This is a genomic window from Achromobacter seleniivolatilans (genome assembly GCF_030864005.1).
Classification (GTDB): Bacteria; Pseudomonadota; Gammaproteobacteria; order Burkholderiales; family Burkholderiaceae_B; genus Achromobacter; species Achromobacter seleniivolatilans.
This window is the reverse complement of the sequence record NZ_CP132976.1, coordinates 4,093,638-4,118,698: the sequence shown is the minus strand read 5'-3', so window position 1 is coordinate 4,118,698 and position 25,061 is coordinate 4,093,638. Positions and strand designations below refer to the sequence as shown.

Genomic DNA, 25,061 nt, shown 5'->3' with positions numbered 1-25,061 from the left:
AGGAGAGGGTGATATGAGCCAACTTCCCTTGAGCGGCGTGCGGGTACTGGACCTGACGAGCGTCATCATGGGCCCCTACGCCACGCAGATGCTGGCGGAGTATGGCGCCGATGTGATCAAGCTGGAATCACCCGAAGGCGACATCATGCGCGAGATGGGACCTGCGCGCGAAGCTGGCATGGGTCCGGTATTTTTGAACCTGAATCGCGGCAAACGCAGTCTGTGCCTGGACCTGAAGGTGAATGCGTCCTTCGGCATTCTTCGCAGCGCCGTGGAATCCGCAGATGTATTCATTACCAATATGCGAGGCAGGGCTTTACAAAAGCTCGGCCTGGATTGGGCCACGTTACGTGCTTACAACCCGAGGCTTCTATACGTGTTTTTGTCGGGCTTTGCCGAAGATGGGCCGGATGCGGGACGCCCTGCCTACGATGATCTGATCCAAGGCATGGTGGCGCTGCCCGATCTTGTGGCGCGTGCCGGTGGGGGCGAACCCCACTACCTGCCTTTGAATCTTGCGGACAAAACGATGGGTCTGTTTGCGGCGCAAACGGTGTTGGCAGCGCTATTGCAGCGGGGCCGCGACGGCGCCGGGCAATACATCGAGCTGCCGATGTACGAGACGATGGCGTCGTTTGTGTTGGCTGACCACCTGGGCGCGGCTACGTTTGAACCTGCGCTGGCAGCGCCCGGTAACCCGCGTCTGCTGTCGCGCTATCGCCGCCCGTACAAGACATTGGATGGCTGGATCAGCACCATTGTTTATACCGACCGGCATTGGGAAGACTTTCTGCGTTTGGCGGGAGCCGGGCACTTGTGGGATGAAGATCCGCGCTTTCGCAGCATGGCAAGCCGCACACGCCATATCGACGAGGTATATGCCTTTGTCGACGAACAGATGGCCCGGCAGACGACCGCGACCTGGCTGCAATTGCTCAATGGCGCCGATATTCCTGCGGCCCAAGCTCAGGATTTGGAGACGTTGATCGATCGTTTGGAAGCGCCGGCCCATGGCGTGGTTCAGCGCTATCAGGACGACAACGGCAACTGGTATCGCGGCATGGTTCCCACGGCGCGCTGGTCCGCCACGCCGCTACAGGCAGGGAGCATGGCCCCTCGTCTGGGACAGCACACCGAAGAAATTCTGCGCGAGCTGAATGAACTCGCGAATCGGCAGGGCAGCCAGGGCCTCGCGTCTGGCTAGTGGGTTTGATTTACTCTCTGGATTGCTGACTATCATTTTTCTCTGCTGATGCGGCCACGGACGGCGGCGTCAGCAGATCATTCCGGAGAGACCCCATGGCCAAGATCCATATCGATTTCGTGTCCGATGTTGCGTGCCCGTGGTGCGCAGTGGGACTGGGCGGTTTGCTGGAAGCCATGCGCCGGCTTGATAGCGAAGTCGACGTCGAGCTGCATTTCCGGCCGTTCGAACTGAACCCCGACATGCCTGGTGGCGGGCAGAACACCATCGAGCGTTTGATGGCCAAGTACGGCTACGACCGGGAACAGGTGCAGGCGAATCGCAAGGTGATCAGCGAGCGCGCCGCCGCGGTCGGTATGCCCATGCGCATGGCCGAGGACAATCGTTCATTCAATACGTTTGATGCGCATCGGCTGATTCATTGGGCTGGCCTGCAGGGCCAGACGCAGCAGATCGCAATGAAGAAAAGTCTGTTGGATATGTATCACCATCAGAATCGCGACACCAGCGATGCAGAGGTATTGGCGCAGGCGGCGCGCGACGCTGGCCTGGACGAGTCTGCCGCGCGCGAAGTGCTGGCGTCCAACCGCTACGCCGATGACGTACGCGCCGAAGAAGACGCCTGGCGCAACCGGGGAATTACGTCGGTGCCGTCAGTCATTCTTAACGGCCAGTATCTGGTGTCAGGCGGCCAGCCGCCCGAAGCTTTCGAGCAGGCGTTGCGCCAGGTCGCGCAGGAAAGCTAGCGCGACCGGCGCTGCCGCGTTATCCGCGCACGATCGCGGCGACGTCCAGCACGTACATCTGCCGCTCGTCTTCGTGTACGGAATCGATACATACCTGCATGCCGTCGCGGCTCCAGCGCGGATGCAGGTCACAACGGTTTTCTTTGGACAGGCCAGGGTCGGCGTAGAAGCTGCCCAGATCGTGGCGCTGGCCGGTCTGCATGTCGTAGATGAACAAAATACGTTCATGGGTGACGTCGTCAGGGTAGGTGTCACTTAACAGCCATCGCGAGTCGGCGGGTGAGAAGCTCATATGCCCGTTTTCGGTCAGGATGCCATCGCCCACGACCTGCACCTGTCCGTCCGGCGCATCTTCATACAGGTGGTAGTGAATGCTGCCAGCGTGCGGCCCCCAGACGATGATGGAGTGGTCGTCGCGCCAGAGCGGGTGCGAAATCTGGTATTCCGATTTTTCGTAGTCGAAGGTACCGACGGCGTTGGGGTCGAAGTCGTCGGCCAGCTGCGGCAGGGGATGGTCAGAGCATTCCAGCAGCCGCATGTCGCTGCCATCGGCATTCATGGTGATCAGGCGATGCAGAAAACATGTCTCGTCTTTGACTCGCTCGGTCCAGCGGTGCAGGAACAGGATGCGGGACGAAGACGGGTTCACTTCTATGTGGCTGACCCAGTGGATGGCGCGTTCCATCGAGGCGCGAGGATGGAAGTTGCGCAGGTCTGCATAGCTGACCAGCATGCGGTGCGCGCCGGTATCCAGATCCAGCGAATGGATGCCGTCGTCGGCGGGTGCGTTGGTGACAGTGGGGGCGACCGTGTCGCTGTAGCCGATCGTCTGGTGCGTGATGTATAGCCGGCGGTAGTCCACGCATAGCGCGTATCGGCCGTTGGGCGCGGCGACGTAGATGGGCAGCGGGAGATAGCGTGTTTGGCCTGTGGCGATGTCGTGAATCGCCGAGCGCAGGCCGGGGTAAAAACCGCTGTCGTCGTCGTTGCGGCAGTTGTAGATCATCTGCGGCGACGCCGCGCCGTCCAACCACTGTAGTTGACAGCCCATCTGCCAGTTCCATGCGGTAGTGCTGCCCACTGCGTAATAGCGGTCGCCGTCCTGGCTGTCGAAATATCCCACCTCGGCCCGCAATTCAGGCGTCAGTACCGCGTCCATCATGGGCGTGCGGTTACCCAAAATGTATCGGCCATCACGATGCCAGACGGTCTTGTTGTAGTAGCCGAAGAAATGATGGTGCGGGCGCGCGCCCAAACGGCGGCACGGAACGGGCGTGGCGATCAAACGATTCATGGATGGCATTCTTGGGTGAGGCGGTGTTCAGGATAGAAATGCGGGCGGCGGCGGCATCAGCCGGCGGTGATGCGCTCGGTTTCGATGACCTTGTTCCAGCGGGCGCGCTCGCGCTCGACGAACTCGCGGGCTTCTGCCGGGCTATTGCCCACAGGCGTCATCCCCAGCTTTTCCAGCCCTGCGCGGAACGACGGATCGGCATAGACGCGCCGCAGATCGGCGCTGATCTTCTCGATCAGCGCATCGGGCACATCTTTGCTGGCCGCAAGTGTCGTCCAGGACGTGACCGTCAAGCCTGGCAATCCCGCTTCCGCAGCGGTGGGCACATCGGGCAATGCGGGTGAGCGGGTGGCGCCGGTGATGGCCAGGGCTTTGAGTTTGTTGGTCTGGATATAGCCAATGGTGGTGGGTACGTTTTCAAAGAGCAGTTCAATCTGCCCGCCGAGCAGATCGTTGGTGGCGGCGGAGCTGCCGCGATAAGGAATGTGAACGATCGGCGCTTGTGCGGCCATCTTGTAGAGCTCGCCCACCATATGCACGGACGAGCCGACTCCGGCGGAGCCAAAGTGCACGGTCTCGGGTTTGGCCTTGGCCAGTGCGGTCAGCTCGGCAAGCGTGTTGGCGCTCAACCCGGGCGTCGCGACGACGACGTGCGGCATTTCCGCCACGATGGTGATCAGTTTCAGGTCCTGGGCGGGCCGATAGTTCAGCGATTTGTACACGCCGTAAGTGGCATGTAGACCGATGGAACCCAGGAGCAAGGTGTAGCCGTCAGGACCCGAGTCCGCGACGAATTTGCCGCCGATATGCCCTCCGGCGCCCGGGCGGTTTTCCACGACCACGGATTGCCCGTACAGCTTGCCCAGGTGTTCCGCCAACAAGCGGCCTTGGATGTCCGAACTGCCCCCAGCCGTGAAAGGCACCACGATACGCAGCGGCCGGTCGGGGTAGTTGGCTTGTGCATGAGCGGCGAGCGGCAGCGCCGCGGATGTGAGCGCCAGGAACAGCGAGCGCAGGGCGCGGCGCCAGGAATGTGCAGTCATGATGGTATTTCCCCAATCGAAAGGATGTCGTCGCGGCCGCGTCTGATGGCGTCCTTGGAAAACCGAGTGTAGGAAAGGTCTGGTATTTGAAAAAATTCTTTTTTAGTCATAGCCTATGCAAGATTGCTATACCTTGAGACCTTATGAGCCGGCCACTGAACTTTCGCCAGATAGAAGCCTTTCGCGCGGTCATGCTGGCCGGTACCACCACGGGCGCCGCCCAAATGCTGCGCACAACCCAACCGTCCGTGAGCCGGCTGCTGGCGCAGGCCCAGCAGGCCTGCGGCGTGAAACTGTTCGATCTGGATCGGGGGCGTTTGCGTCCCACGCGTGAGGCGAAGGATCTGTTCGACACCGTCAAGCGCCATTTCGCAGGCCTGGAGCGTATTGAGGACCGCGTGGCGGCAATGCGGCGCAGCGGTAGCGGCGTGCTGAGGCTGGCCTGCACCCCGGCGCTGGGACTCGGCGTCATGCCTGCGGCGTTGGAAGAATTCCTGCAGCGCTACCCCGATGTACACATCAATATGCAGACCGTCGGCAGCCAATACCTGCGCGAAGGGCTGCTGCATGGCACCTACGATGTTGTGATCACCACAGCCGCGCTGGACGACGCGAACCTGTCGCTGCGTACGCTGCACGCGAGTTCAGCGGTGTGCGTCATGCGGCCCGACCACGCGCTGGCGCAACAGGAAGCCGTTGATGTCGGCGACTTGAATGCGCGCCGGCTGCTGGTGCTGAACGCTGATGACGACGTGCATCAGCAATTGCGCGGCGCGATGCTCGCCCAGGCGGTGCAGCCGCAGGGCGAAATCGAGACGACCTATTCGTCGACCATTTGTGCGCTTGCCGCAGCGGGTAACGGGGTGGGGGTGGTCAACGCGTACATCGCACGCGTGTTCGCGGGGCAGCTTGCCATCCGGCCTTTCACCCCGCAATTGCCGGTGAAGGTCAATATGGCGTATCCGGCGCAGATCGCGCCTTCCGTGGTGACAGAGGCGTTCGCCGATATTCTGGCCCGGTGCTTTGAGGCCTTCGGCGCGGGCGAGCCAGCAGAGCGCATCGCCGCAACGCCTGTGCAAAGTTGATCTGCCGCCAGCGGCTAGGGTTTAGCCCTTGCGGTTCTCGTACGACGTGTCCAGCACATCGTCTTCGGGGGTGATGACGCCGGGGTCGCCTGGTTCTTCTATGGCGCGGCCGCGCCTGGGCATGCCAGCGACCATCTTGCTCTGGTCTGGCATGGGCATGATGCCGGTGCCCTTGCGGGGATCGACGGCCTGGGGTTTTTCTTCGCTGGCGGGTTTCGTGGTGGGGGTGTCTGGGGCGGTTTTCAACATGTTGGCTGCTCCGCTTGCGGGCGTCCCAGGATGGCGACGCGCCTGGATTCAGCTTTTATCTTAGGCGCTTCGCGCGGACGCGAGGGCGACCCGGATGTCACGTTTGCAAGGGGCTGTTGCAGGGACAGAACCTTATAATCCGGTTCGTCCTGCGCATGCAGCCAGCCGGCACGCAGTTTTTCAGCTTTTTCTTTGTTTTCATACGCCTAACTTGACTGATTCTGTCGAACGCTCCGTCCATACCGAACTCGTCGCCGTCCTTGTCGCCGTTACCAACGGCGAGCCACGCGTGCTGACGACGGATGACGCACGCGCCTTGCCGGCAGGGCCGTTCGAGCTGTCGCACCGGTCCCTGCAGGCCGGTTTGCGGGCCTGGGTGGAAACGCAGACGCATCATCCGCTGGGTTATGTCGAACAGCTGTACACCTTTGCTGATGGCGACCGCTCCGACGAGTCAGGTGCACGGGTTATGTCGGTCAGCTATCTGGGGCTGACGCGAGAGGCGGGCGAGACCGGCGTGGCCCAAGTGGGCTGGCAAGACTGGTATCGCTACTTTCCGTGGGAAGACCGCCGCGCGGGCACCCCGGCGCTGGTCGAAGAACAGATCGTGCCGCAACTGGCCGCCTGGTGTGAAGACAGCGCTGACGCCGCAGTGCGCACGCGCCGCCATCAGCGCGCCGCCATCACGTTCGGTTTGGAAGGGGCCGCGTGGAACGAGGACATGGTGCTGCAGCGTTATGAGCTGCTGTTTGAGGCCGGTCTGGTGCCCGAAGCCGCTCGGCGCGGCGGTGGCAAGGCCGTGTTGCCTGGGGAGCCGATGCGTCACGACCATCGCCGCATCCTGGCCACGGGCATGGCGCGCTTGCGAGCCAAGATCAAGTACCGGGCCGTGGTGTTTGAGTTGATGCCGGCGCAGTTCACGTTGCTGCAACTGCAACTGGCCGTGGAAGCCCTGGCTGGCCGCGGGCTGCACAAGCAGAATTTCCGCCGGCTGATTGAACAGCAGGCGTTGGTCGAAGAGACGGGGGAAATGGCAACGGGCACAGCTGGCCGGCCTGCAAAACTATTCCGGTTTCGACGTGACGTGCTGCTGGAACGCGCCATCGCCGGCAGCAAGTTGCCGCTGTCTCGCGCGCTTTGATGCTTGACAATGATTATGCTCGTCTCTAGCATAAGTGGTGCGCAATGCTTGCGCGCCTTTTTTTAACTCACAAATACTCAAAATGAGCATTATTGCCGAAGCGCCCTCGACCGCCTCTCGCCTGGCTGTTCCCCCTTTGCCGGACGTCATGCTGGAGCCGCTGGTGCGCGCGGCCTTGCTGGAAGATCTGGGCCGCGCCGGCGATCTGACGACGGATGCCATCGTGCCCGCCGACGCGGTTGCAGAGACTCGGCTGGTTGCGCGTCAAGCAGGGGTGCTGGCCGGTTTGGATATGGCGCGCCTGGCATTTCGGGTGATGGACCCGGCCATTGAATTCGCGGTGTCGCAGCGCGATGGCAGCGATCTGCTGCCGGGCACCGAGATTGCGCGAATTCGCGGCAATGCACGGGCGATGCTCACGGCCGAGCGCGTGGCGCTGAACTTCCTGTGCCATTTGAGCGGCGTGGCAAGCGCCACGGCGTCAATCGCACGGGCTATTTCGGCCTATGGCGCTCGCGTTACCTGCACGCGCAAGACCATGCCGGGGCTGCGCGCCGTGCAGAAATATGCGGTGCGCGTCGGCGGCGGCAGCAATCATCGCTTCGGCCTGGATGACGCTGTGCTGATCAAGGACAACCATATCGCTTTGGCTGGTGACGTCGCGACGGCGGTGCAGCGCGCCCGGGCGGGCATTGGCCATATGGTCAAGATCGAATTGGAAGTGGATACCTTGGAGCAGCTGGAAGTGGCGCTGTCCCTGGGTGTGGATGTGGTGTTGCTGGACAACATGAGCCTGGACGATCTGCGCCGCGCGGTCGGTATGGCGCGCGGCCGGGCAATTACGGAAGCGTCGGGCCGGATCACGCCCGAGACGGCGGCAGAGGTCGCCGCTACTGGCGTCGATCAGATCGCAGTGGGTTGGCTGACGCATAGCGCCAAGGTGCTGGATATTGGCCTGGACGCCTGAGTCCCTACGCCGGTCCGCCCGGCTTCTGCCATCGCACGCGCTTTGAGCGCGGCAACGGCGCATACAAGTCCGCATCATGAAACGTTTGCTTCGATCGTCCCTTTCCCTGCTGGCGCTGTCTTTGGCGGCTTGCGGCAATTCGCCATCAGGCGAAGCGTCTGGCGACGCGGCCTATCCGTCCCATCCCATCACCATCGTCGTCACGTTTCCGCCTGGTGGTGGCACCGACCTGCTGGCGCGGCGCATAGGCGCCAGCCTGCAAGAACAACTGGGCCAGCCGGTAGTGGTGGAAAACCGGCCCGGCGCCAGCGGCAATATTGGCGCGCGCATCGTTGCGGAAGCGCCGCCCGATGGCTACACGCTGCTCATGGTGAACAGTTCGTTTGCGATCAATCCGGGCGTCTACCGCAACTTGGGATTCAGCCCCAAGCGGGATTTCGCGGCCGTTATCAACGTAGCCTTTGTACCGTCCGTATTCGTTGTGCCGGCCGCATCGCCGCTGCAAAAGCTGGATGATGCGCTGGCGGCGGCGCAGGCGGGCAAGCCACTGGCCTTTGCGTCTTGCGGCAATGGCACGCCGCAGCACTTGGCGGGCGAGATGTTGGCCCGCTCGACGGGCGCGATATTGCAGCATGTGCCGTACAAGGGCTGCGGCCCCGCGCTGACCGATGTGATGGCGGGGCAGGTGGCGATGGGGGTTGTGACGGCGTCCAGCGCTGGACCGCTGATCGCGGCGGGCAAACTGCGGGCGTTGGCCGTGACTTCACCTGCTCGCTCGCCGCTGTTGCCTGCCGTACCCACGGTGGCAGAGCTAGGCGTGCGCGGTTACGCGCTGGATCAGTGGCATGGCTTGTTGACGCCAGCGGCCACGCCACCGGCCGTGGTCGATAAGCTGAATGCCGCAGTGGCGAAGATCATGGCGCGTCAGGAGGTACAGGCCTCGTTGCGCGAACAGGGCTTCACGCCTGCCAGCAGCACGCCCCGTGAATTTCAGACCATGATTAACGCCGACATCGACCGCTACACCGCCCTGACCGAATCGATCGGGCTGCGTGCGGACTAAGTGTGGCTGTACGGGAGGCAGGGACCGTTTGGCCCCCGCCTTTACCTGATCAGGCGACGGCGGCTTTGGCGTGCTGTTCCAGCTGTTCTTTCAGGCCGGGCGCAAGCTTGAGCTGACGGGCCAGTTCGTCCAGATAAGCGCGTTCCATATAGCTTTCTTCGTCGACGACAAGCAGGCTGGCCAAATACATTTCGGCTGCCATTTCCGGTGTTTTTGCCGACTGCGCTACGGCGCTGGGGTCCAGCGGGCGCGACAGCTCGGTTTCAAGCCAGCGGCGGTCTTGGGCGTCTGTGGATAGTTTGGCCAGTTCGGTTTCCAGCAGTGCGCGCTCTTCGGGGCCAATATGGCCATCGGCCTTGGCCGCGCCGATCATGGCGGTCAGCACGGCGGAGCTGTGCAATTCGGCTTCGGGGGCGGGCAGGCGGTCCAGCGTCTGCGGCGGCGCGGCGGGTGCGCCAGCCTGGTTGCGCTGCCAGTCGCCATAGGCGCGATAGGCCAACGCGCCCAACGCGGCCATGCCGCCGTACATGGCAACCTTGCCGCCGATATTGCGGGCTTTCTTGCTGCCCATCAGCAAGCCCAGCGCCCCGGCGCCCAATGCGCCGCCGCCCAGGCCGGAAAGAAAGGACGAACCCTTGCCGCCGCCCGAAGACCCGCCGGTGGCGTTCTGGACGCGGCTGGTGGCGTCGGACAGCAGGCCTTGGCCGGACTGCAATAGTTGATCAAGAAGTTGTCTGGCGCTCATGTGGCCCCCTATGTCTGTGCGTGAATTACGGATTGGGATATCTGACTGACAGAGCCGAAAAAAGTTCAGCTTACAGTCAGCATTAGGAAGGGGCCGCGGGTGCTACAACGTCGAATGGGGCGCCCGCGCCGGACGCCCATCTCCCGGAGATACGATTCATGAGCATCCGCGTCCGCCAGAATGCGCCCAACGCCCTGCAATTCACCGCGACTGCCGAAGGGCACGACCTGCCGCTGGCCATGCCCCAGCCTGTGGGAGAAGGCCCCGATCCCCACGATTATTTCGATACCGCGCTGGGCGGCTGCAAGGCCATGACGCTGATGGTCTACGCGCAGCGCAAGGCGCTGCCGCTGGAATCAGTAGGGGTGGAGGTGGTGCGGGATGCCAGCGAAGAGCGCAAAGGCGTCTACCGCTTGACGGCCAAGCTCACCTTGCATGGCGAGCTGTCGGATGCCCAGATTGACGAGCTGCTGGCGGTGGCCGAGAAATGTCCGATCCACAAGCTGATGACTGCGGTGGACGTGCAGGTGTCCACTCTGATTGTGCGGCCGGACTGAGGTGCCGGCCGGGCGGGGCGCGATGCCCCGCCTGCAAGAAAGATCAGTCTTCCATGCCCGGAACAACGGTAGAGAACCCGCCGTCCACGTGGGTGATTTCACCCGTGACGCCGGCAGCCAGATCCGACAGCATGAAAGCCGCGACGTTGCCCACGTCTTCGATGGTGACGTTGCGGCGCAGCGGGGCCTGGGCTTCCACGAACTTCAGGATGGCCGAAAAGTCTTTGATGCCGCTTGCGGCCAGCGTCTTGATGGGGCCGGCCGAAATGCCGTTGGCGCGGATGCCGCGGGGACCCAGCGCCGTGGCCAGATAACGCACGCTGGCTTCCAGCGATGCCTTGGCCAGGCCCATCGTGTTGTAGTTGGGCACTACGCGTTCCGCACCCAGGTAGGTCAGCGTCAGCACGGAACCGTTGCGGCCTTCCATCAACGGCAGCGCAGCCTTGGCCATGGCGGCAAAGCTGTAGGCGGAAATGTCGTGGGCGATGCGGAAACCTTCACGCGACAAGCCGTCCAGGAAATTGCCGGCGATGGCTTCGCGCGGGGCAAAACCGATCGAGTGCACCAAGCCGTCCAAACCGTCCCAATGCTGCGCTAATTCCGTGAAGGCGCCTTCGATCTGGCTGTCTTCGGCCACATCACAAGGCAGCACGATCTTGCTGCCGAATTCGGCGGCGAATTCGCTCACGCGTTCTTTGAACCGGTCGCCCACATACGTGAACGCCAGTTCGGCGCCTTGCTGGTGACAGGCGCGAGCGATGCCGTAGGCGATGGATCGATTCGAAAGCACCCCGGTGACCAGGATGCGCTTGCCGGCGAGAAAGCCCATATATTTTTCCTTTGATTTTGCCCTGCTGGAGACCGCCCATTTTAAGGAATTTGGCGGCGCCGGGGGACTTAGAAGAACGGCGCCCGCAGGGGCGCCGTTCTGTCGTCGATATTGTGATCAGCCGCGGGCGTTGGTACCCGGGACTCGCAGTTGCGCGCCGACCTTCAGGGCATTGCCCTTCAGGTTGTTCAGGGCGCGCAGCGCGTCGATCGAGGTGCCGTATTGCTTGGCCAGCGAAAACAGCGTGTCGCCCTGGCGGACCTTGTGGGTACGAACATTGGGACGGGCGCCCGACACACGAGCCGCGGGGGCTGGCGTGGCGCGGCTGCGCGGGGCGGCAGCCTTGTTGTCGGACGGTGCAGATTCCAATGCGCCAACCGGGGGCGCCAGCGATGCCAACTGCACGCCGCCTGTGCCTGGGTCTCCGGGCACCAGCAGCGATTGGCCGGAAGCCGACTTCTGGCGCGAGCCGATGTCGTTGGTTTCACGCAGCTTGGATTCCGTCACGCCAAAACGCTTGGCGATCGACGCAAAAGATTCCCCGCGGCGCGTGTGATAAACCTTCCAGGCGCTCAGGTCGCCCTTGAAGTTCGTCAGATTGGCGTTGAAGATCTCAACGCGGTCAGCCGGCAGCAACAGGGTGGGGCCATGATCGGCGCGAATGACCGGGCGGTTGAACGACGGGTTCAGCGCTTTGAATTCGTCCAGCGGCATTTCGGCCAGCTTGGCGGCGATTTCCTGATCAATATCGCCATTCTTTTGCACCGTGACGAAGTACGGCGTGTTGCCCACGGGGGGCAGCGCCACCGCGTAGCGCTGCGGGTCGGCAATGATGTTCTTGATGGCCTGCAACTTGGGTACGTAGTTGCGGGTTTCGTCCGGCATGTTCAGGGACAGATAGTCGGTCGGCTGACCGGCGTTCTCGTTCTTGGCCATGGCGCGCTGGACGGAGCCTTCGCCCCAGTTGTAGGACGCCAGCGCCAGATACCAGTCGCCCTGCATTTCAAACAGCTTTTCCAGATAGTCCAGCGCCGCGTTGGTCGAGGCGATGGGGTCGCGGCGTTCGTCGCGCCACCAGTCTTGCTTCAGGTTGAAGTGCTGGCCGGTTGCCGGCACAAATTGCCACAGGCCCGAGGCTTGAGCGCGCGACAGCGCGGTCGGGTTGTAGGCGCTTTCGACAAACGGCAGCAGGGCCAGTTCTGTCGGCAGGCCGCGGCGATTGATCTCGTCCACGATGAAATACAGGTATTTCCCTGCGCGTTCCGCCATGCGCTGAACGGCCTCGGGGTGGGACGCGTAATAGTCGGTCCACTGCCGGGAGAGGTCGGTGTTCAGGTTGGGAATGGCGAAACCGCGGCGGATGCGGTCCCAGGCGTCGGCAGGCGGGTTGGTCAGATCAACCGTTCTTGACGTGTCCCGGGCGATGTAACGCCCTTGGGAATTGGTAGTGAGGTTCTTGCTATCGGGGGCTTTGGTTCCTGCGCAACCGGCGAGGACTGCCAGCAGCACTGGCAGAAGGAGTCGGGATAGATTCATCGGGCGGTCACTTGAAATCGTTCTTCCATTCACGAAGGGAGGCAAAAACCTCTACCGGCGTAGGGTGGGTGCGTCCGGCCCAGCTGGCTGCGGCACGAACGACGTCGACTTGCTGCGTACGCAAAAACGGATTCGTCTCGCGTTCCTGACCGATGGTCGATGGAAGCGTGGGAATTCCTTCCGTTCGTAATTGCTGGGCTCGCTGATACCACTGTTGCAGGGTGCGATTGGCGGGTTCCACAGCCAGTGCCCAGCGCAAGTTCGCTAGAGTGTACTCGTGCGCGCAAAAAACCTGTGTATCTGGCGGTAAAACGGAAAATTTTTCCAAAGAATCAAGCATTTGCGCGGGAGTTCCCTCGAAAAGCCGGCCGCAGCCGCCCGCAAACAGGGTGTCCCCACAGAATAGGACGGGTTCTATTCCGGCCGCGCGGCCGGTGTAGGCGATGTGTCCGGCGGTGTGGCCGGGCACGTCCAGCACCCGCAGGTCCAGGTCCAGATCGGGCAGGGCGACGCGGTCGCCTTCCTTGAGCGCCACGTCACAACGCGGCAGGCGTTCCCGCGCCGGACCATATACGGTAATGTCCCCGATGCGTGACAATTCAAGCACACCGCCCACATGGTCGCCGTGATGGTGCGTGAGTAGAATGGCGCGCAGCTTCAAGCCTTCTTGCTCCAGCCATTTCAGTACCGGACCGGCTTCGCCCGGGTCCACCACGGCGGCATTTTCGCCGTGCACGATGGCCCAGATGTAGTTGTCGGAGAAAGCGGGTAGAGGCAAAACCGCGGCTTGGCGCTCGCGGCCGCCTGCGGGGGCGGTCAAGGCTTGCATGAGATCTGAAGGAATAGAACGTGGCAGAAGATACTCCGCCGATTGTAGAACTGGCCGAATGGTTCCAGACGCCACCGGGGCAATACGCCCTGGCCTGGGAGCGGGCCCAGTTCGACGCGGCTGTCGCGGATGTGTTTGGATATTACGCCTGGCAGGTCGGCTTGGCCGACATGAATCTGCTGCGCGCCAACCGCATGCCTTTCAAAGGTTATGTCGGCACCGAAACGCCAACGCCCGAAAATACTACCGGCTGGCAGTCCCGCGTTGTGATTGCGCAGCCCGAGGCCCTGCCGTTTGAGTCCCAGAGCGTGGACTTGCTAGTCCTGCCGCATGCCTTTGAATGCACGCTGGAACCGCACAACGTGCTCCGCGAAGTCGAGCGAGTGCTGGTGCCGGAAGGGCGCGTCGTGATTTCGGGGTTCAACCCCTGGAGCATGTGGGGCGCGCGCACGCGCATGCCCGGCATGGAACCCTGGCTGCCCCAGCCGCCGTCGTCCCAGGTGTCGTCGCAGCGGCTGAAAGATTGGTTCAAGCTGCTGTCGCTGGAAGTCAAAGAAAGCCATTTTGGCTGCTATGCACCCGCCTGCCGTAGCGAAAAATGGCTGCAACGCTGGGGCTTTCTGGAATCGGCCGGCGCCCGCTGGTGGAGCCTGGGCGGGGCGGTCTACATGGTGTCGGCCGTCAAGCGCGTGGCCGGCATGCGTATCATCGGCCCTGCCTGGAAGACCAAGCCGAAGCGCGCGCGCGCAGCGTCCGTGGTGGTCAACCGCCAGGCGGACGACGGCTTTGACCCCTCTTGAGCGGCCGGCCGGAATCACTTTGCACGAACAAGGAAATCCAAGCAGCACCATGCAGGACAACAAAGCGAACGACCAGAAAGTAGAGATGTGGACGGATGGAGCCTGCAAAGGCAACCCCGGTCCGGGCGGCTGGGGCGTGCTGATGCGCGCGGGCGGCCATGAAAAAACCATGCACGGCGGCGAACTTCAAACCACCAACAACCGTATGGAGCTGCTGGCGGTCATCGAAGGCCTGCGCGCGTTGAAGCGTGCGTGCGTCGTCACGATACACACTGACTCGCAGTACGTGATGAAAGGCATGACCGAGTGGCTGACCAACTGGAAGCGGCGCGGCTGGATGACGGCGGACAAGAAGCCGGTAAAAAACGTTGAACTCTGGCAGGCGCTGGATGAGCAAGTGCAACGCCACCAGGTGTCCTGGCGCTGGGTGCGCGGGCATGCGGGCGATCCGGGCAACGAACGGGCCGATCAATTGGCCAATATGGGCGTGGAGTCGGCCCGGCGGGGCTGAAGACATCGGGATAAACCCTCAAATCAGCCCTAGGGGCTGATTTAGTTCTTTCATCCGGCTTCTGGATTGTTCCAGTATGTAAATTCGGGTGCTAAAGTGCCTTCCCTCATACCTGTTCCTGTGGCGTCGTCCGAGTGGGGCATGCTCGGCCCGCGCCGCAATACCGCCACATTCGCGCATGAAAAAAGCTGTACTGCTGGCCGCCGTCGCGGCCGGGTTGGCCGCGGGGGCCGCACTCGGTGTATTTGTGCCGCGTTGGCTCGCGCCCGGCGCCTCCCCCACTCAGACCTCCGATAAGCCGCTTGTCACACCCGCTGGCCCAAGTCGGGTTGCCGTGGCGATCGTGAAGGAAATCCCTTTTGCGCGAGGCTTGTCCGCTGTGGGCAGTCTGCGTTCGGATGAATCCGTTGTGTTGCGGCCGGAAGTGGCGGGCCGCATTCAGTCCATTGAATTCAAAGAAGGGCAGCCGGTTGCGCGTGGGCAGGTCTTGATTCGGCTGGACGATTCCGTGCCGCGCGCAGAACTGGCGCAGGCTCGCGCCAATCTGACATTGGCGCAAAGCCACTACCGGCGCGCAGTGGAGTTGCAGGGCAAGGGTTTTGTCAGTCAACAGGCTCGCGACGAATCCGCCAGCACGCTGAAAGTCCAGGAAGCTGCCGTCGCGCTGGCACAGGCGCGGCTGGACAAACTGACCATCTCTGCCCCGTTTGGCGGCATTGTGGGGCTGCGCAGCGTGTCGGTGGGCGACTACGTCAATCAAGGGCAGGACCTGGCGCCGCTGGAAGCGATCGACCCGCTGAAAGTGGACTTCCGGGTGCCGGAAATGTACTTGAGCAAGGTGGGCGTGGGGCAACAGCTGACCTTGCGCCTGGATGCGCTGCCCGGGCAGGAACGGCAAGGCATGGTCTACGCGGTCAGCCCGCTGATTGATGCGGGCGGGCGGTCCATCTTGCTGCGGGCCACGGTCGACAATAAAGACGCGGTGCTGCGCCCCGGCATGTTTGCGCGGGTGCAGTTGCAGTTCAATTTGGACCGCGCATTGGTCGTGCCAGAAGCCGCGTTGTCGCCCTCTGGCCAGGTTCAGTATGTATATCGAGTCAAGGACGGCCGCGCAGAGCGGCGTGAAGTCACGATAGGCGAGCGCCGCGAAGGCCTCGTCGAAATCCTGACTGGCGTGGGCGAGGGCGATCAACTTGTGGTCGCGGGCATGCAACGCGTGACGGACGGCGGCGCCGTGACCGTCTTGAACGGCGTGTGACGCCGGCTTTTCATCTTCTTTAGCGGCGGCGCACCATGCGTATTTCGGAAACCTGCATCAAGCGGCCGGTGTTTGCGTCGGTTTTGTCGCTGATCATCGTGCTGATCGGCCTGATCTCCTACTCGCGGCTGACCGTGCGCGAGTATCCCAAGATCGATGAGCCCATTGTGTCCGTGGACACCACCTACAAGGGCGCATCGCCCGAGGTGATCGAATCGCAGGTGACCAAGCCGCTGGAAGATCAGTTGGCGGGCATCGAGGGCGTGGACGTCATGACGTCTCGCAGCCGATCGGAACGCAGCCTGATCAACATCAAGTTCAATCTGTCGCGCAATCCGGATGCCGCCGCGGCAGAAGTGCGCGACAAGGTATCGCGCGCGCGCCGCTTCCTGCCGGATGAAATCGACGAACCCATCATCGGCAAGGTCGAGGCGGATTCCCAGCCGATCATTTACATCGCGGTAGAGTCGGGCACGTTCTCGGCGATTCAGACGTCTGACTACATCAACCGCTATATCAAGACGCGTTTGTCGGTGTTGCCTGGCGCGGCCGAAGTCCGTGTGTTCGGCGAACGTTTGCCGTCGATGCGTATCTATGTAGATCGCGACAAACTCGCTGCCTACGGTCTGACCGTTCAGGACGTAGAGGCCGCGCTGCGCAGCCAGAACGTCGAGATCCCGGCAGGCCGGATCGAATCGCGCGCCCGTGAGTTCTCGGTGGTGTCGTCCACCGATCTGCAAACGCCCGCGCAATTCGAAGACGTGATCGTGGCGAACGTAAAGGGCTACCCCGTGCGTCTGCGCGATGTGTCCAAGGTGGAAATCGCCGCCGCCAGCGACCGCGTGCTATCCCGGTTCAACGGCAAGCCGGCCATCAACATCGGCGTGACGCGCCAATCCACCGCCAACCCGCTGGAACTGTCCAAGGCAGCGCGTCAGGAAGTGGACCGCCTGAACGAGAACCTGCCTGCGGGCATGAAGCTGAACATCGCGTATGACTCGTCGGTGTTTATCGAGCGTTCCATTGATTCCGTGTTCCACACCATCGGCGAAGCCATCGTTTTGGTGGTGCTGGTGATCTTCTTCTTTTTGCGCAACCTGCGCGCCAGCATCATTCCCATCGTCACGATTCCCGTGTCGCTGGTGGGCGCATGCGCGCTGATGTACTTCTTTGGTTTTTCGATCAATACGCTGACGCTCCTGGCCATGGTGCTGGCGATTGGCCTGGTGGTGGACGACGCCATCGTGGTGCTGGAGAACATTTACCGGCACATCGAAGAGGGCATGCCGCGCAAGGAAGCGGCCTTGCGCGGCTCGAAGGAAATCGGCTTTGCGGTGGTTGCCATGACCATGACCTTGGTCACGGTGTATGCGCCGCTGGCGTTTGCCACGGGGCGCACCGGGCGGCTGTTCATTGAGTTCGCGCTGGCGCTGGCCGGCGCGGTGCTGGTGTCGGGTTTTGTCGCGCTGACGCTGACGCCCATGATGTGCTCGGTGCTGCTGCGCCACGAGAGCAGCCATAGCCGCTGGTACAACCTGATTGAAGGCTGGCTCAACGCCATGAGCAATGGCTACCGCCGCCTGCTGGGCGCGTCCTTGCGCCATCGTTGGCTGGTTGTAGCGATAGGCGTGGCGGTGGCGGCAGGCAGCGGCGTGCTGTTCCAAGTGGTCAAAAGCGAACTGGCGCCCATCGAAGACCGTGGCGTGGTGTTTGGCATTGTCAGCTCGCCGGAAGGCGCGACGCTGAACTACACGCTGGACAGCATGCTGGGCATCGAGAAGTTCTACTCCGAGATCCCCGAGGCCAGTGGCAACCAGGTCACGGTGGGTTTTCCCACGGTGACGGACGGCACTGCCATTCTGCGCTTGAAACCCTGGGAAGAACGCGACCGCAAGCAGCAGGCCATCACGCAGCAGTTGCAGCCGCAGTTTGCATCGTTGCCCGGCGTGCGGGCGTTTCCGACCAATCCGCCGTCGCTCGGCCAGTCTGCGCGCTCCAAGCCGGTGGAGTTCATCATCATGAGCCAGGCGTCGTACGGAGAGCTGTCGCGGCTGACGGAGTTGTTCCTGGCCGAGTTGCGCAAGTATCCCGGCCTGCTCAACCTGGACACCGATTTGCGCCTGAACACGCCCGAACTGCGCGTGCGGGTAGACCGCGACAAGATGGCCGACGTGGGCGCCAATGTCGACACCGTGGGCCGCACCTTGGAGTCCATGCTGGGCGGGCGTCAGGTGACCCGCTATAAAGACGAGGGTGAACAGTACGACGTGATCGTGCAGGTCACGCCGCGCGACCGTGCCAATCCTACGGATATCTCTGGCATCTACGTGCGGGCTCGCGACGGCAGCATGGTGCAGCTGGACAATTTGCTGGGCGTACACGAAGGCGTGTCGCCGCAATCGCTGAACCACTTCAACCGTCTGCGCGCCGTAAAGATCGACGCTGCGGTAGCGCCGGGTTATGCCTTGGGCGAAGTGCTGGCCCACATGCACCAGGTGGCGCGCGACGTGCTGCCCAACACGATCGTGACGGACCTGGACGGCCAGTCGCGAGAATTCCGCGATTCGTCGGGCAGCATTTACCTGGTCTTCGGCATGGCGCTGGCGTTTATCTACTTGGTGCTGGCTGCGCAATTCGAAAGCTGGCGCAACCCGTTCATCATCATGCTGTCCGTGCCGTTGTCCATGACCGGAGCGCTGCTGGCCTTGTGGCTCACGGGCGGCACGCTGTCCATCTACAGCCAGATCGGCCTGATCACACTGGTGGGACTGATCACCAAACACGGCATCCTGATCGTGGAATTCACGAACCAGCTGCGCGACGAGGGCAAGGAACTGTTCGCCGCAGTCACCGAGGCCAGTGTGCTGCGGCTGCGCCCGATTCTCATGACAACCGGGGCCATGGTGCTGGGCACCGTGCCGCTGGCGCTGTCGACGGGCGCGGGTGCGGAATCCCGCCAGCAGATCGGCTGGGTTCTGGTCGGCGGCCTGATGCTGGGTACACTACTGACCTTGTTCGTCGTGCCGGTGGCCTACACGCTGATTGCCACTGCACGCAAGAAACCCGGCCATGCCGGCAGCGAAGCGCATCCTCCGCACACGCCGCCGGCCTCGCCAGCTCAAGCGTCGGAATAGTATTTATGCGCCAGATCATCTTTGACACGGAAACCACCGGACTGGACCCTGCCCAGGGCCACCGCATCGTCGAGATCGGCTGCGTGGAAATGGTCAACCGGATGTCCACGGGCAACAACCTGCACATCTACCTGAACCCGGACCGCGACAGCGACCCCGAGGCGTTGGCGGTGCACGGCCTGACGACGGAATTTCTGTCCGACAAGCCGCGCTTTGCCGAGGTGGCCGATGAATTCGTCAAGTTCATCCAGGGCGCCGAACTGATCGCGCACAACGCCGCGTTCGACGTGAAGTTCTTCAACGCCGAACTTGCGAAGACGGGCCGCGGCCCGATCACCGAGTATTGCGAGACGGTCACCGATTCGCTCTTGCACGCGCGTTCGCTGTTCCCAGGCAAGCGCAACTCGCTGGATGCGCTGTGCGACCGCTTCGGCATTTCCAACGCCCATCGGACCTTGCACGGCGCCTTGCTTGACTCGCAATTGCTTGCGGAAGTCTGGCTGGCCATGACACGCGGGCAGGACGCGCTGTTGATCGATGTAGACGATAACGACGGCGCGGGCAGCAACGGCATCGTGCTGGCAAAGTTCGACGCCTCGGGCTTGCCGGTGCTGACGGCAAGCGCGGACGAGCTTGCTGAACACGAGACCTACCTGGTCGCGCTGGATAAATCGGTGGGCGGCGAATGCGTGTGGCGCAAGCTGGATGCGCCGGTTGCAGCCGGCTGATTGTTTTCTGCGAAGCGACTTGCGCACGTTTTAAAAAACATGCTATTATTTCGCCTCTTTCAGGGTGGTTAGCTCAGTGGTAGAGCACTGCCTTCACACGGCAGGGGTCACAAGTTCGAAACTTGTACCACCCACCAAAGACCCTTGAGAGGCAGCGCTAAAGCCAAGATGCACAGCGGTACGGTAGATAAAGTGACCGCTCGGCAGTACAGCAACAAAGCTTGAATGTATGTCTACTACAAGTGGAAATTGGGTAAGAAAGCAAGAGTGAAAGCAAGTCTAAGAATCGGATAACACCGGTTCAACACAACCAAGCCAACCTTAACGGTTGGCTTTTTTGTTTTCGCGCCTGCTTGAGTTTGTTGGGGCAATCTCGTTGCCGCCACCGGCCACATTCTTTACTCTTAGCTTGATTTGACTCAAGCGCGCTCTTGGCGATTGCGTTTCATCGCGTCTGCGCCTGTTTATCATTGTGTATGGCAGTCCCCAGTACGGCATTGCTGACGCAAACAGGAGGAGTCTATGGGCCCCCACACGAATACCATGTTGATCATCATTGTCACGGGCGTGGCGCTGATGCTGGTCGGTTTCGGGCTGCGCGACCGCAATATCGGGATGGGATTGATGGGCGTGGGCTTAATCACGGCCATCGGCACCATCATATACAAGGCTTACATCACCTTTTATTGATTCTTTGGGGGCGCCTGGCGCGCCACCCGAGACAGCAGCGTATCCAGCTGATTGGCGAACGCCTTGCGATCCGCCTGGCTGAACGAGGGCGGGCCGCCTGTGTCCACGCCGCTTGCACGCAGTTCTTCCATCATGTCCCGCACAGCCAGCCGTTCCCGGATCGTTTCGGGCGAGTAGCGCTCACCGCGCGGATTCAGCGCCATGGCGCCTTTCTCCAGTACTTCAGCGGCCAGCGGAATGTCTGCCGTAATGACCAGGTCGCCAACTTCAGCCCGTTCAACAATGTGCGCATCGGCCACATCAAACCCGCGCGGCACTTGCACTGCGCGGATCAGCGGCGACGGGGGCGTATGAAGCGGCTGATTGGCCACCAGGGTCAGCGGCACCTGCCAGCGTTGCGAGGCGCGAAACAAGATGTCCTTGATCACCACGGGACAAGCGTCCGCATCGACCCAGATATGCATGCTCAGGCGCTCAGCGCTTTTTGCAGCACTTCAGCCACGATGTCATTGGTGGACACGCCGCGTTCGGCAGCCAGGGCGCGCAGCTTGTCGGCGTGCTCTTGCGACAGCTTCAGCGGAAACGGCACCAGGCCTGCGGCTTGATCCAGCTTGCGTTGTTCGCGGCGGTCCGGCGTCTGCGAGGCGGTGCCGAAGCGGTCCGGCGTGGCGGACTGCTTGAGCTGGCCAGCCAGCTTCAGGGCCTGGGTTTTTTGAAGATCGAATTTATTCATGAGAATTCCTGATTAGGATCGCAATCATAAGCGCATCCGGGATCATCGCGGTTTGGCAAGTTCCAATGCCGCCAATCCCTCTTCGGCGCCATCGTGCAGCGGCACGGTCAGGCCGCGCCGGGCGTTAGCGACAGGAGACCTGGGCGCCTTGGGAAAGAGGGCTACAGCGGAAAGCTGCGCGACATGTAGCGGGCCTCTGGCCCATAGCCCGCCAGCTTTTCAGTCAGTGCGTCGTCCTGGCCGGTAATGGGGACGTAGCCATGGCGCAGCCAATAGCCTACGGCCGATTCCAGCGAGACCAGGCTCGCCCGGTGCAAGCCCTGATCCATGGCTTGTGTGGCGGCGGTCCGCAGCAGCGCCTGGCCCACGCCCAATCCTTGGGCCGCAGGCACAACCGCGCAGTCGTGCAGAAACCAATGATCGGCATGGTCGGGCAGCACGGCCAGGGATACGCCCAGGGCGGGCGGCAATCCAGCGTCCCAGGGGTAGGAAATCAAATAACCCAGCACGCCCTCGTGCCCGGAAGCGCTCGCGATCCAGCAATGGGCGGGTGCCAGCGCCAGCCGGTTTAGGAAGAACTCTGCGCTTTCCAGAAGAAAGTCGGGATAAGCCAGGGTTTGGGCATCCAAGATGCCGTCCACGTCGCTGGCCAGCATAGGGCGGACACGGTATTGCATAGCAACCTGCGTAAACAAAAACTAGGGGAAGTTTAACGGGGGCGGGCGCAGGCCGCTTTACGAGGCTTCACAAATCAGGGACAGAGATTCACGGGCGCTGCACTGCACTTCATAAATTTTCCGGTCCTGAAATCTAGAATTCGGTGGACTTACTGGCATCAGCAGCCGCGCGTTGTATTTCATGAAAATTCGACGAGGCCATCCGCATACTGCATGCCATAGAGTCCTGTATTCCGAAGCCAAAGTCCTATGCACACCCAATTCCGGTCCCATCCGATTCCGCAGCAAGTGCTGACCAAAACGTATCCGTTGGAGTCGTTGTGGTCTTCAAGGGCTGCGCCTGTGCCATATGACACTTGCGTGACTTGCGTCATCCCTTGCCTGAACGAAGCTGAAAACCTGCGTGTTCTGCTGCCGTTGCTGCGTAGCCGCCTGGCGGCGTTGTGCACTAGTTGGGAAATCATCGTGTCCGACGACGGCAGCACGGACGGCACAGAGGCGCTCATGGCGGAATGGACGCAGCACGAAGGTTTTCGCTATGTGCAACTGTCCCGCAATTTTGGCAAGGAAGCGGCACTCAGCGCAGGCCTGGAAGCCGCCGCAGGCAATGCGGTGATCTGTCTGGATGCCGATCTGCAGCATCCCCCCGCGCTTATCGAGCAAATGCTGGCGCGCTGGGCGGCAGGTGCCGAAATGGTCTACGCCGTGCGCGAAACCCGCGCCGATGAATCCTGGCTCAAGCGCTCCGGCGCCAGCTGGTTCTACAAACTTCTTAGCAGCTCCCGCGGGGTGGACGTGCCCGCGCACGCAGGCGACTTCCGCCTGATGGATCGCTGCGTGGTGGACGCGCTGATTGCCTTGCCCGAGCGCACTCGCTTTATGAAGGGCCTGTACGCCTGGGTCGGCTTCAAGGGCGAAGCGCTGTCCTATACCCCTGATGAACGCATGCATGGCGACAGCCGCTTCAGCGGCCTGAGGCTTGTCCGTTTGGCACTGGATGGTTTGACCGCATTTACGACCTGGCCGCTGCGTCTGGTTAGCTTGGTGGGCGTGGCCTTTGCTGTATTGGCGATGGGTTACGCCGCTTACCTTGTCGGCGAGTATTTATTGTCAGGCAACCAGGTATCCGGGTGGACGACGATTGTCACGGCCGTGCTGTTCTTTGCCGGCGTCAATCTGATTTCCTTGGGAGTGGTGGGCGAATACGTTGCCCGGATCTTCGATGAAGTGAAAGGCCGTCCCCTGTACGTGGTGCGCAGGCGTCAAGGCCGGACCTCCGGCGCGGACAAGGCTTCCGGCTGATATGGCCAAGGCCTTATCCCCGGCGAGTTCTGATTGGACCCCGCCGGCGGGTCGGTTTTTGCTTGCCGTTGGCGTATGGCTGGCGTGGCTGGCCTGGATGCGGCCGCTGACATTACCCGACGAGGGTCGTTACGCCGGTGTGGCGTGGGACATGCTGCGCAGTGGCTCGCATGCGGTGCCGCTGCTGGACGGCATGCCGTATTTCCACAAGCCGCCGCTTTACTACTGGCTGACAGAGCTGTCTTATTCGGTGTTTGGCGTACACCCCTGGGCAGCGCGCACGCCCTCATGGCTGGCTGCATGGGGCGCTTGCGTTGCGCTGTACTGCTTTGTGCGGCGGTATCGCGATCACGCTGCCGCGACATTGACCGTGCTGATTCTTGCGACGCTTCCGTTTTTCTACGGCGGCGCGCAATTCGCAAACCTGGATATGCTGGTTGCCGGCATGATCACGCTGAGTGTGTTGGCGGCCGTGGACACCGTGTTGCGCGCCGAGCGTGCGCAGCCTTACCGCTGGATGTCGTTGGCCGCCGCGGTGTTGGCCGCCCTGGCGGTGCTGGCAAAGGGCTTGATCGGGCTGGCGCTGCCTGGCGCAATCCTGCTGATCTGGCTGATTTGGACCCGCCGCTGGCAAGGGTTGGCCGCATTGCTGTGGTGGCCGGCGATGCTGGTATTTGTGGCCGTTGCCGCGCCGTGGTTTGTGTTGATGCAACTGCGGTTTCCGGGCTTTTACGACTACTTCTTCGTCTACCAGCATTTTCAGCGGTTTGCGGCCAGCGGCTTCAACAATGCCCAGCCTTTTTGGTTCTATCTGCCAGTTGTCGTGGGCCTGAGCTTGCCATGGTCGCTGTGGGGCGGGGGCATGATGCGCAAGGCGTTCTGGTCGGAAGGCCCGGCGCGTGATTTGCGGCTTCTGGCCGCGATCTGGTTCGTAGTAGTGATCACATTCTTTTCAATTCCCCAATCCAAGCTGGTTGGGTATGTGATGCCGGCGCTGGTGCCACTGGCGTTCTTACTCGCCGAGGTCATTCTGGCCGCGTGGCGGGCCGGCAGCGATGGGCTTACCTCGCGCCTGGTTCGTATCAGCGCGGCAGTTGCGGCAGGAATATGTGTGATTGCAGTGGGAGTGGCTACCAATAGCGCACGTGGCAGCGCCGAGCCGTTGGCGCAGGTCGTCCGGGCGCAGGCGCGTCCAGACGATACCTTCGTGTCGCTGCATACCTACCCCTTCGATCTGGCGCTGTATGCCCGAGCGGCCAGGCCGTCCTGGGTAGTGGATGACTGGCTCAGCGCGGATGTGCCCGTGCGGGACAACTGGCGTAAAGAACTGTACGACGCTGCGAAGTTCGACCCGATAACGGGCAAAGAGATCCTGGTCAGCGTAGCGGACTTCAATACGCGGTTGTGCGCAGCGCCCGAAGGCTCACGCTACTGGATCTGGGGTTCGCGTGCGGATGGCGCCCGCTATGCGCCGCTGCAAGGCTTGGCGCCCGCGGCCAGCAGCGTGAAATACGTGATGTGGCGAGTGGATGTGGACGAGGCTTTCAGGCAGCGGGTTTGTGGCGGAACGCCCAAAGCCGGCTAGCGATAAAGGTCACAAACGCCAGTCCGATCAAAATCAGGGCCAGCAAGAGGTCATAGGGGATGGCAGTGGTATGCAGCAACAGCGCATAGGCGGATTCATTGATGATGAATCCGGCCGCTGAAATGAGAAAGAAACGACGGACTGCTATGGTCCAAGGCGTTTTGGAAAGTCTGAAAGTGAGCCGGTAGTGACCGTAGAACGAAACCACAAAAGCGACCAGCCAGCCCACCAGGTTGGCGGCGAGCGGAGCGATGCCGAAGGCTTCGACACAGCCAACCGCCACCGCCCAGTGGGTTGCGGCAGCGGCGCATCCGACGGCGATGAACAGGCTGATTTGTTGCAGCAGGGCGCGCAT

At 62.1% G+C, this 25,061-nt stretch carries 26 protein-coding genes and 1 tRNA gene; 16 read left to right on the top strand and 11 right to left on the bottom strand.

Going from position 1 to position 25,061, the window contains the following annotated elements:
- Positions 1 to 13: 13 nt before the first annotated feature.
- Both RAS12_RS18595 and RAS12_RS18590 read left to right on the top strand, forming a co-directional pair.
- Positions 14 to 1,204, top strand: a complete 1,191-nt coding sequence (locus RAS12_RS18595) for a CaiB/BaiF CoA transferase family protein (protein ID WP_306937925.1) — start codon at positions 14 to 16, stop codon at positions 1,202 to 1,204.
- Between the two features lie 95 nt (positions 1,205 to 1,299).
- Positions 1,300 to 1,950: a DsbA family oxidoreductase gene (locus RAS12_RS18590; protein ID WP_306937923.1), complete on the top strand. Its 651-nt coding sequence runs from the start codon at positions 1,300 to 1,302 to the stop codon at positions 1,948 to 1,950.
- 19 nt (positions 1,951 to 1,969) lie between these two features.
- Here RAS12_RS18590 and RAS12_RS18585 read toward each other — a convergent pair whose 3' ends face one another.
- Both RAS12_RS18585 and RAS12_RS18580 read right to left on the bottom strand, forming a co-directional pair.
- Positions 1,970 to 3,244, bottom strand: a complete 1,275-nt coding sequence (locus RAS12_RS18585; protein WP_306937922.1) for a hypothetical protein — start codon at positions 3,242 to 3,244, stop codon at positions 1,970 to 1,972.
- 56 nt (positions 3,245 to 3,300) lie between these two features.
- The gene (locus RAS12_RS18580; protein ID WP_306937921.1) at positions 3,301 to 4,287 is read right to left on the bottom strand and encodes a Bug family tripartite tricarboxylate transporter substrate binding protein; all 987 of its coding nucleotides are present in this window, start codon (positions 4,285 to 4,287) and stop codon (positions 3,301 to 3,303) included.
- Between the two features lie 143 nt (positions 4,288 to 4,430).
- Between RAS12_RS18580 and RAS12_RS18575 the strand changes: the two genes are divergently transcribed.
- Positions 4,431 to 5,372, top strand: a complete 942-nt coding sequence (locus tag RAS12_RS18575; RefSeq protein WP_306937919.1) for a LysR family transcriptional regulator — start codon at positions 4,431 to 4,433, stop codon at positions 5,370 to 5,372.
- Positions 5,373 to 5,393: 21 nt separating this feature from the next.
- Here the strand turns inward: RAS12_RS18575 and RAS12_RS18570 are convergent, their stop codons facing one another.
- Positions 5,394 to 5,621 (bottom strand): hypothetical protein, encoded by a 228-nt coding sequence (locus tag RAS12_RS18570; RefSeq protein ID WP_306937918.1) that lies wholly within the window; start codon positions 5,619 to 5,621, stop codon positions 5,394 to 5,396.
- Positions 5,622 to 5,832: 211 nt separating this feature from the next.
- On the opposite strand from RAS12_RS18570, the gene RAS12_RS18565 reads away from it, so the two are divergent.
- The 3 genes from RAS12_RS18565 to RAS12_RS18555 all read left to right on the top strand — a co-directional run bounded on the left by RAS12_RS18565 (position 5,833) and on the right by RAS12_RS18555 (position 8,792).
- The gene (locus RAS12_RS18565) at positions 5,833 to 6,762 is read left to right on the top strand and encodes an NUDIX hydrolase (protein WP_306937916.1); all 930 of its coding nucleotides are present in this window, start codon (positions 5,833 to 5,835) and stop codon (positions 6,760 to 6,762) included.
- 82 nt (positions 6,763 to 6,844) lie between these two features.
- The gene (gene nadC / locus RAS12_RS18560) at positions 6,845 to 7,729 is read left to right on the top strand and encodes a carboxylating nicotinate-nucleotide diphosphorylase (RefSeq protein ID WP_306937914.1); all 885 of its coding nucleotides are present in this window, start codon (positions 6,845 to 6,847) and stop codon (positions 7,727 to 7,729) included.
- A gap of 76 nt (positions 7,730 to 7,805) precedes the next feature.
- Positions 7,806 to 8,792: a tripartite tricarboxylate transporter substrate binding protein gene (locus tag RAS12_RS18555; RefSeq protein WP_306937913.1), complete on the top strand. Its 987-nt coding sequence runs from the start codon at positions 7,806 to 7,808 to the stop codon at positions 8,790 to 8,792.
- Between the two features lie 49 nt (positions 8,793 to 8,841).
- Here the strand turns inward: RAS12_RS18555 and RAS12_RS18550 are convergent, their stop codons facing one another.
- Positions 8,842 to 9,537, bottom strand: coding sequence for a tellurite resistance TerB family protein (locus tag RAS12_RS18550; RefSeq protein ID WP_306937911.1), 696 nt, complete (start codon positions 9,535 to 9,537; stop codon positions 8,842 to 8,844).
- Positions 9,538 to 9,695: 158 nt separating this feature from the next.
- Here RAS12_RS18550 and RAS12_RS18545 point away from each other — a divergent pair, with 158 nt between their 5' ends.
- A complete protein-coding gene (locus RAS12_RS18545) occupies positions 9,696 to 10,094 on the top strand; it encodes an OsmC family protein (RefSeq protein WP_306937909.1) in 399 nt (132 codons plus the stop codon).
- A gap of 43 nt (positions 10,095 to 10,137) precedes the next feature.
- On the opposite strand, the gene fabI is transcribed toward RAS12_RS18545, so the two are convergent.
- The 3 genes from fabI to gloB form a co-directional block, all read right to left on the bottom strand.
- Positions 10,138 to 10,923, bottom strand: a complete 786-nt coding sequence (gene fabI / locus RAS12_RS18540; protein WP_306937907.1) for an enoyl-ACP reductase FabI — start codon at positions 10,921 to 10,923, stop codon at positions 10,138 to 10,140.
- 117 nt (positions 10,924 to 11,040) lie between these two features.
- On the bottom strand, positions 11,041 to 12,459 hold the full coding sequence (locus RAS12_RS18535) for a transglycosylase SLT domain-containing protein (RefSeq protein ID WP_306937906.1): 1,419 nt from the start codon (positions 12,457 to 12,459) through the stop codon (positions 11,041 to 11,043).
- A gap of 7 nt (positions 12,460 to 12,466) precedes the next feature.
- On the bottom strand, positions 12,467 to 13,288 hold the full coding sequence (gene gloB, locus RAS12_RS18530) for a hydroxyacylglutathione hydrolase (protein ID WP_306937905.1): 822 nt from the start codon (positions 13,286 to 13,288) through the stop codon (positions 12,467 to 12,469).
- A gap of 20 nt (positions 13,289 to 13,308) precedes the next feature.
- On the opposite strand from gloB, the gene RAS12_RS18525 reads away from it, so the two are divergent.
- The 7 genes from RAS12_RS18525 to RAS12_RS18495 all read left to right on the top strand — a co-directional run bounded on the left by RAS12_RS18525 (position 13,309) and on the right by RAS12_RS18495 (position 20,409).
- The gene (locus RAS12_RS18525; protein ID WP_306937904.1) at positions 13,309 to 14,088 is read left to right on the top strand and encodes a class I SAM-dependent methyltransferase; all 780 of its coding nucleotides are present in this window, start codon (positions 13,309 to 13,311) and stop codon (positions 14,086 to 14,088) included.
- A 49-nt stretch (positions 14,089 to 14,137) separates the two neighbouring features.
- Positions 14,138 to 14,599, top strand: coding sequence for a ribonuclease HI (rnhA, locus tag RAS12_RS18520; RefSeq protein ID WP_306937903.1), 462 nt, complete (start codon positions 14,138 to 14,140; stop codon positions 14,597 to 14,599).
- A gap of 178 nt (positions 14,600 to 14,777) precedes the next feature.
- Entirely contained in the window at positions 14,778 to 15,857 is a 1,080-nt protein-coding gene (locus tag RAS12_RS18515) for an efflux RND transporter periplasmic adaptor subunit (protein ID WP_306937902.1), read from the top strand.
- A gap of 35 nt (positions 15,858 to 15,892) precedes the next feature.
- Positions 15,893 to 18,991: an efflux RND transporter permease subunit gene (locus RAS12_RS18510; RefSeq protein WP_306937901.1), complete on the top strand. Its 3,099-nt coding sequence runs from the start codon at positions 15,893 to 15,895 to the stop codon at positions 18,989 to 18,991.
- Positions 18,992 to 18,996: 5 nt separating this feature from the next.
- Positions 18,997 to 19,719: a DNA polymerase III subunit epsilon gene (gene dnaQ / locus RAS12_RS18505; RefSeq protein ID WP_306937899.1), complete on the top strand. Its 723-nt coding sequence runs from the start codon at positions 18,997 to 18,999 to the stop codon at positions 19,717 to 19,719.
- 62 nt (positions 19,720 to 19,781) lie between these two features.
- Positions 19,782 to 19,856 (top strand) — tRNA-Val (locus RAS12_RS18500).
- 385 nt (positions 19,857 to 20,241) lie between these two features.
- On the top strand, positions 20,242 to 20,409 hold the full coding sequence (locus tag RAS12_RS18495; RefSeq protein WP_306937897.1) for a hypothetical protein: 168 nt from the start codon (positions 20,242 to 20,244) through the stop codon (positions 20,407 to 20,409).
- On the opposite strand, the gene RAS12_RS18490 is transcribed toward RAS12_RS18495, so the two are convergent.
- The 3 genes from RAS12_RS18490 to RAS12_RS18480 all read right to left on the bottom strand — a co-directional run bounded on the left by RAS12_RS18490 (position 20,403) and on the right by RAS12_RS18480 (position 21,798).
- Positions 20,403 to 20,873, bottom strand: coding sequence for a YaiI/YqxD family protein (locus RAS12_RS18490; protein WP_306937896.1), 471 nt, complete (start codon positions 20,871 to 20,873; stop codon positions 20,403 to 20,405). The genes RAS12_RS18495 and RAS12_RS18490 overlap by 7 nt on opposite strands.
- Positions 20,874 to 20,875: 2 nt before the next feature.
- The gene (locus tag RAS12_RS18485; RefSeq protein ID WP_306937894.1) at positions 20,876 to 21,142 is read right to left on the bottom strand and encodes a hypothetical protein; all 267 of its coding nucleotides are present in this window, start codon (positions 21,140 to 21,142) and stop codon (positions 20,876 to 20,878) included.
- Between the two features lie 161 nt (positions 21,143 to 21,303).
- Entirely contained in the window at positions 21,304 to 21,798 is a 495-nt protein-coding gene (locus tag RAS12_RS18480) for a GNAT family N-acetyltransferase (protein WP_306951509.1), read from the bottom strand.
- Between the two features lie 270 nt (positions 21,799 to 22,068).
- Between RAS12_RS18480 and RAS12_RS18475 the strand changes: the two genes are divergently transcribed.
- Both RAS12_RS18475 and RAS12_RS18470 read left to right on the top strand, forming a co-directional pair.
- Complete coding sequence (locus RAS12_RS18475; protein ID WP_306937893.1) at positions 22,069 to 23,121, top strand: glycosyltransferase family 2 protein; 1,053 nt, start codon at positions 22,069 to 22,071, stop codon at positions 23,119 to 23,121.
- Position 23,122: 1 nt separating this feature from the next.
- Positions 23,123 to 24,706, top strand: coding sequence for a glycosyltransferase family 39 protein (locus RAS12_RS18470; protein WP_306937891.1), 1,584 nt, complete (start codon positions 23,123 to 23,125; stop codon positions 24,704 to 24,706).
- Here RAS12_RS18470 and RAS12_RS18465 read toward each other — a convergent pair.
- A complete protein-coding gene (locus RAS12_RS18465; protein WP_306937889.1) occupies positions 24,666 to 25,061 on the bottom strand; it encodes a GtrA family protein in 396 nt (131 codons plus the stop codon). The genes RAS12_RS18470 and RAS12_RS18465 overlap by 41 nt on opposite strands.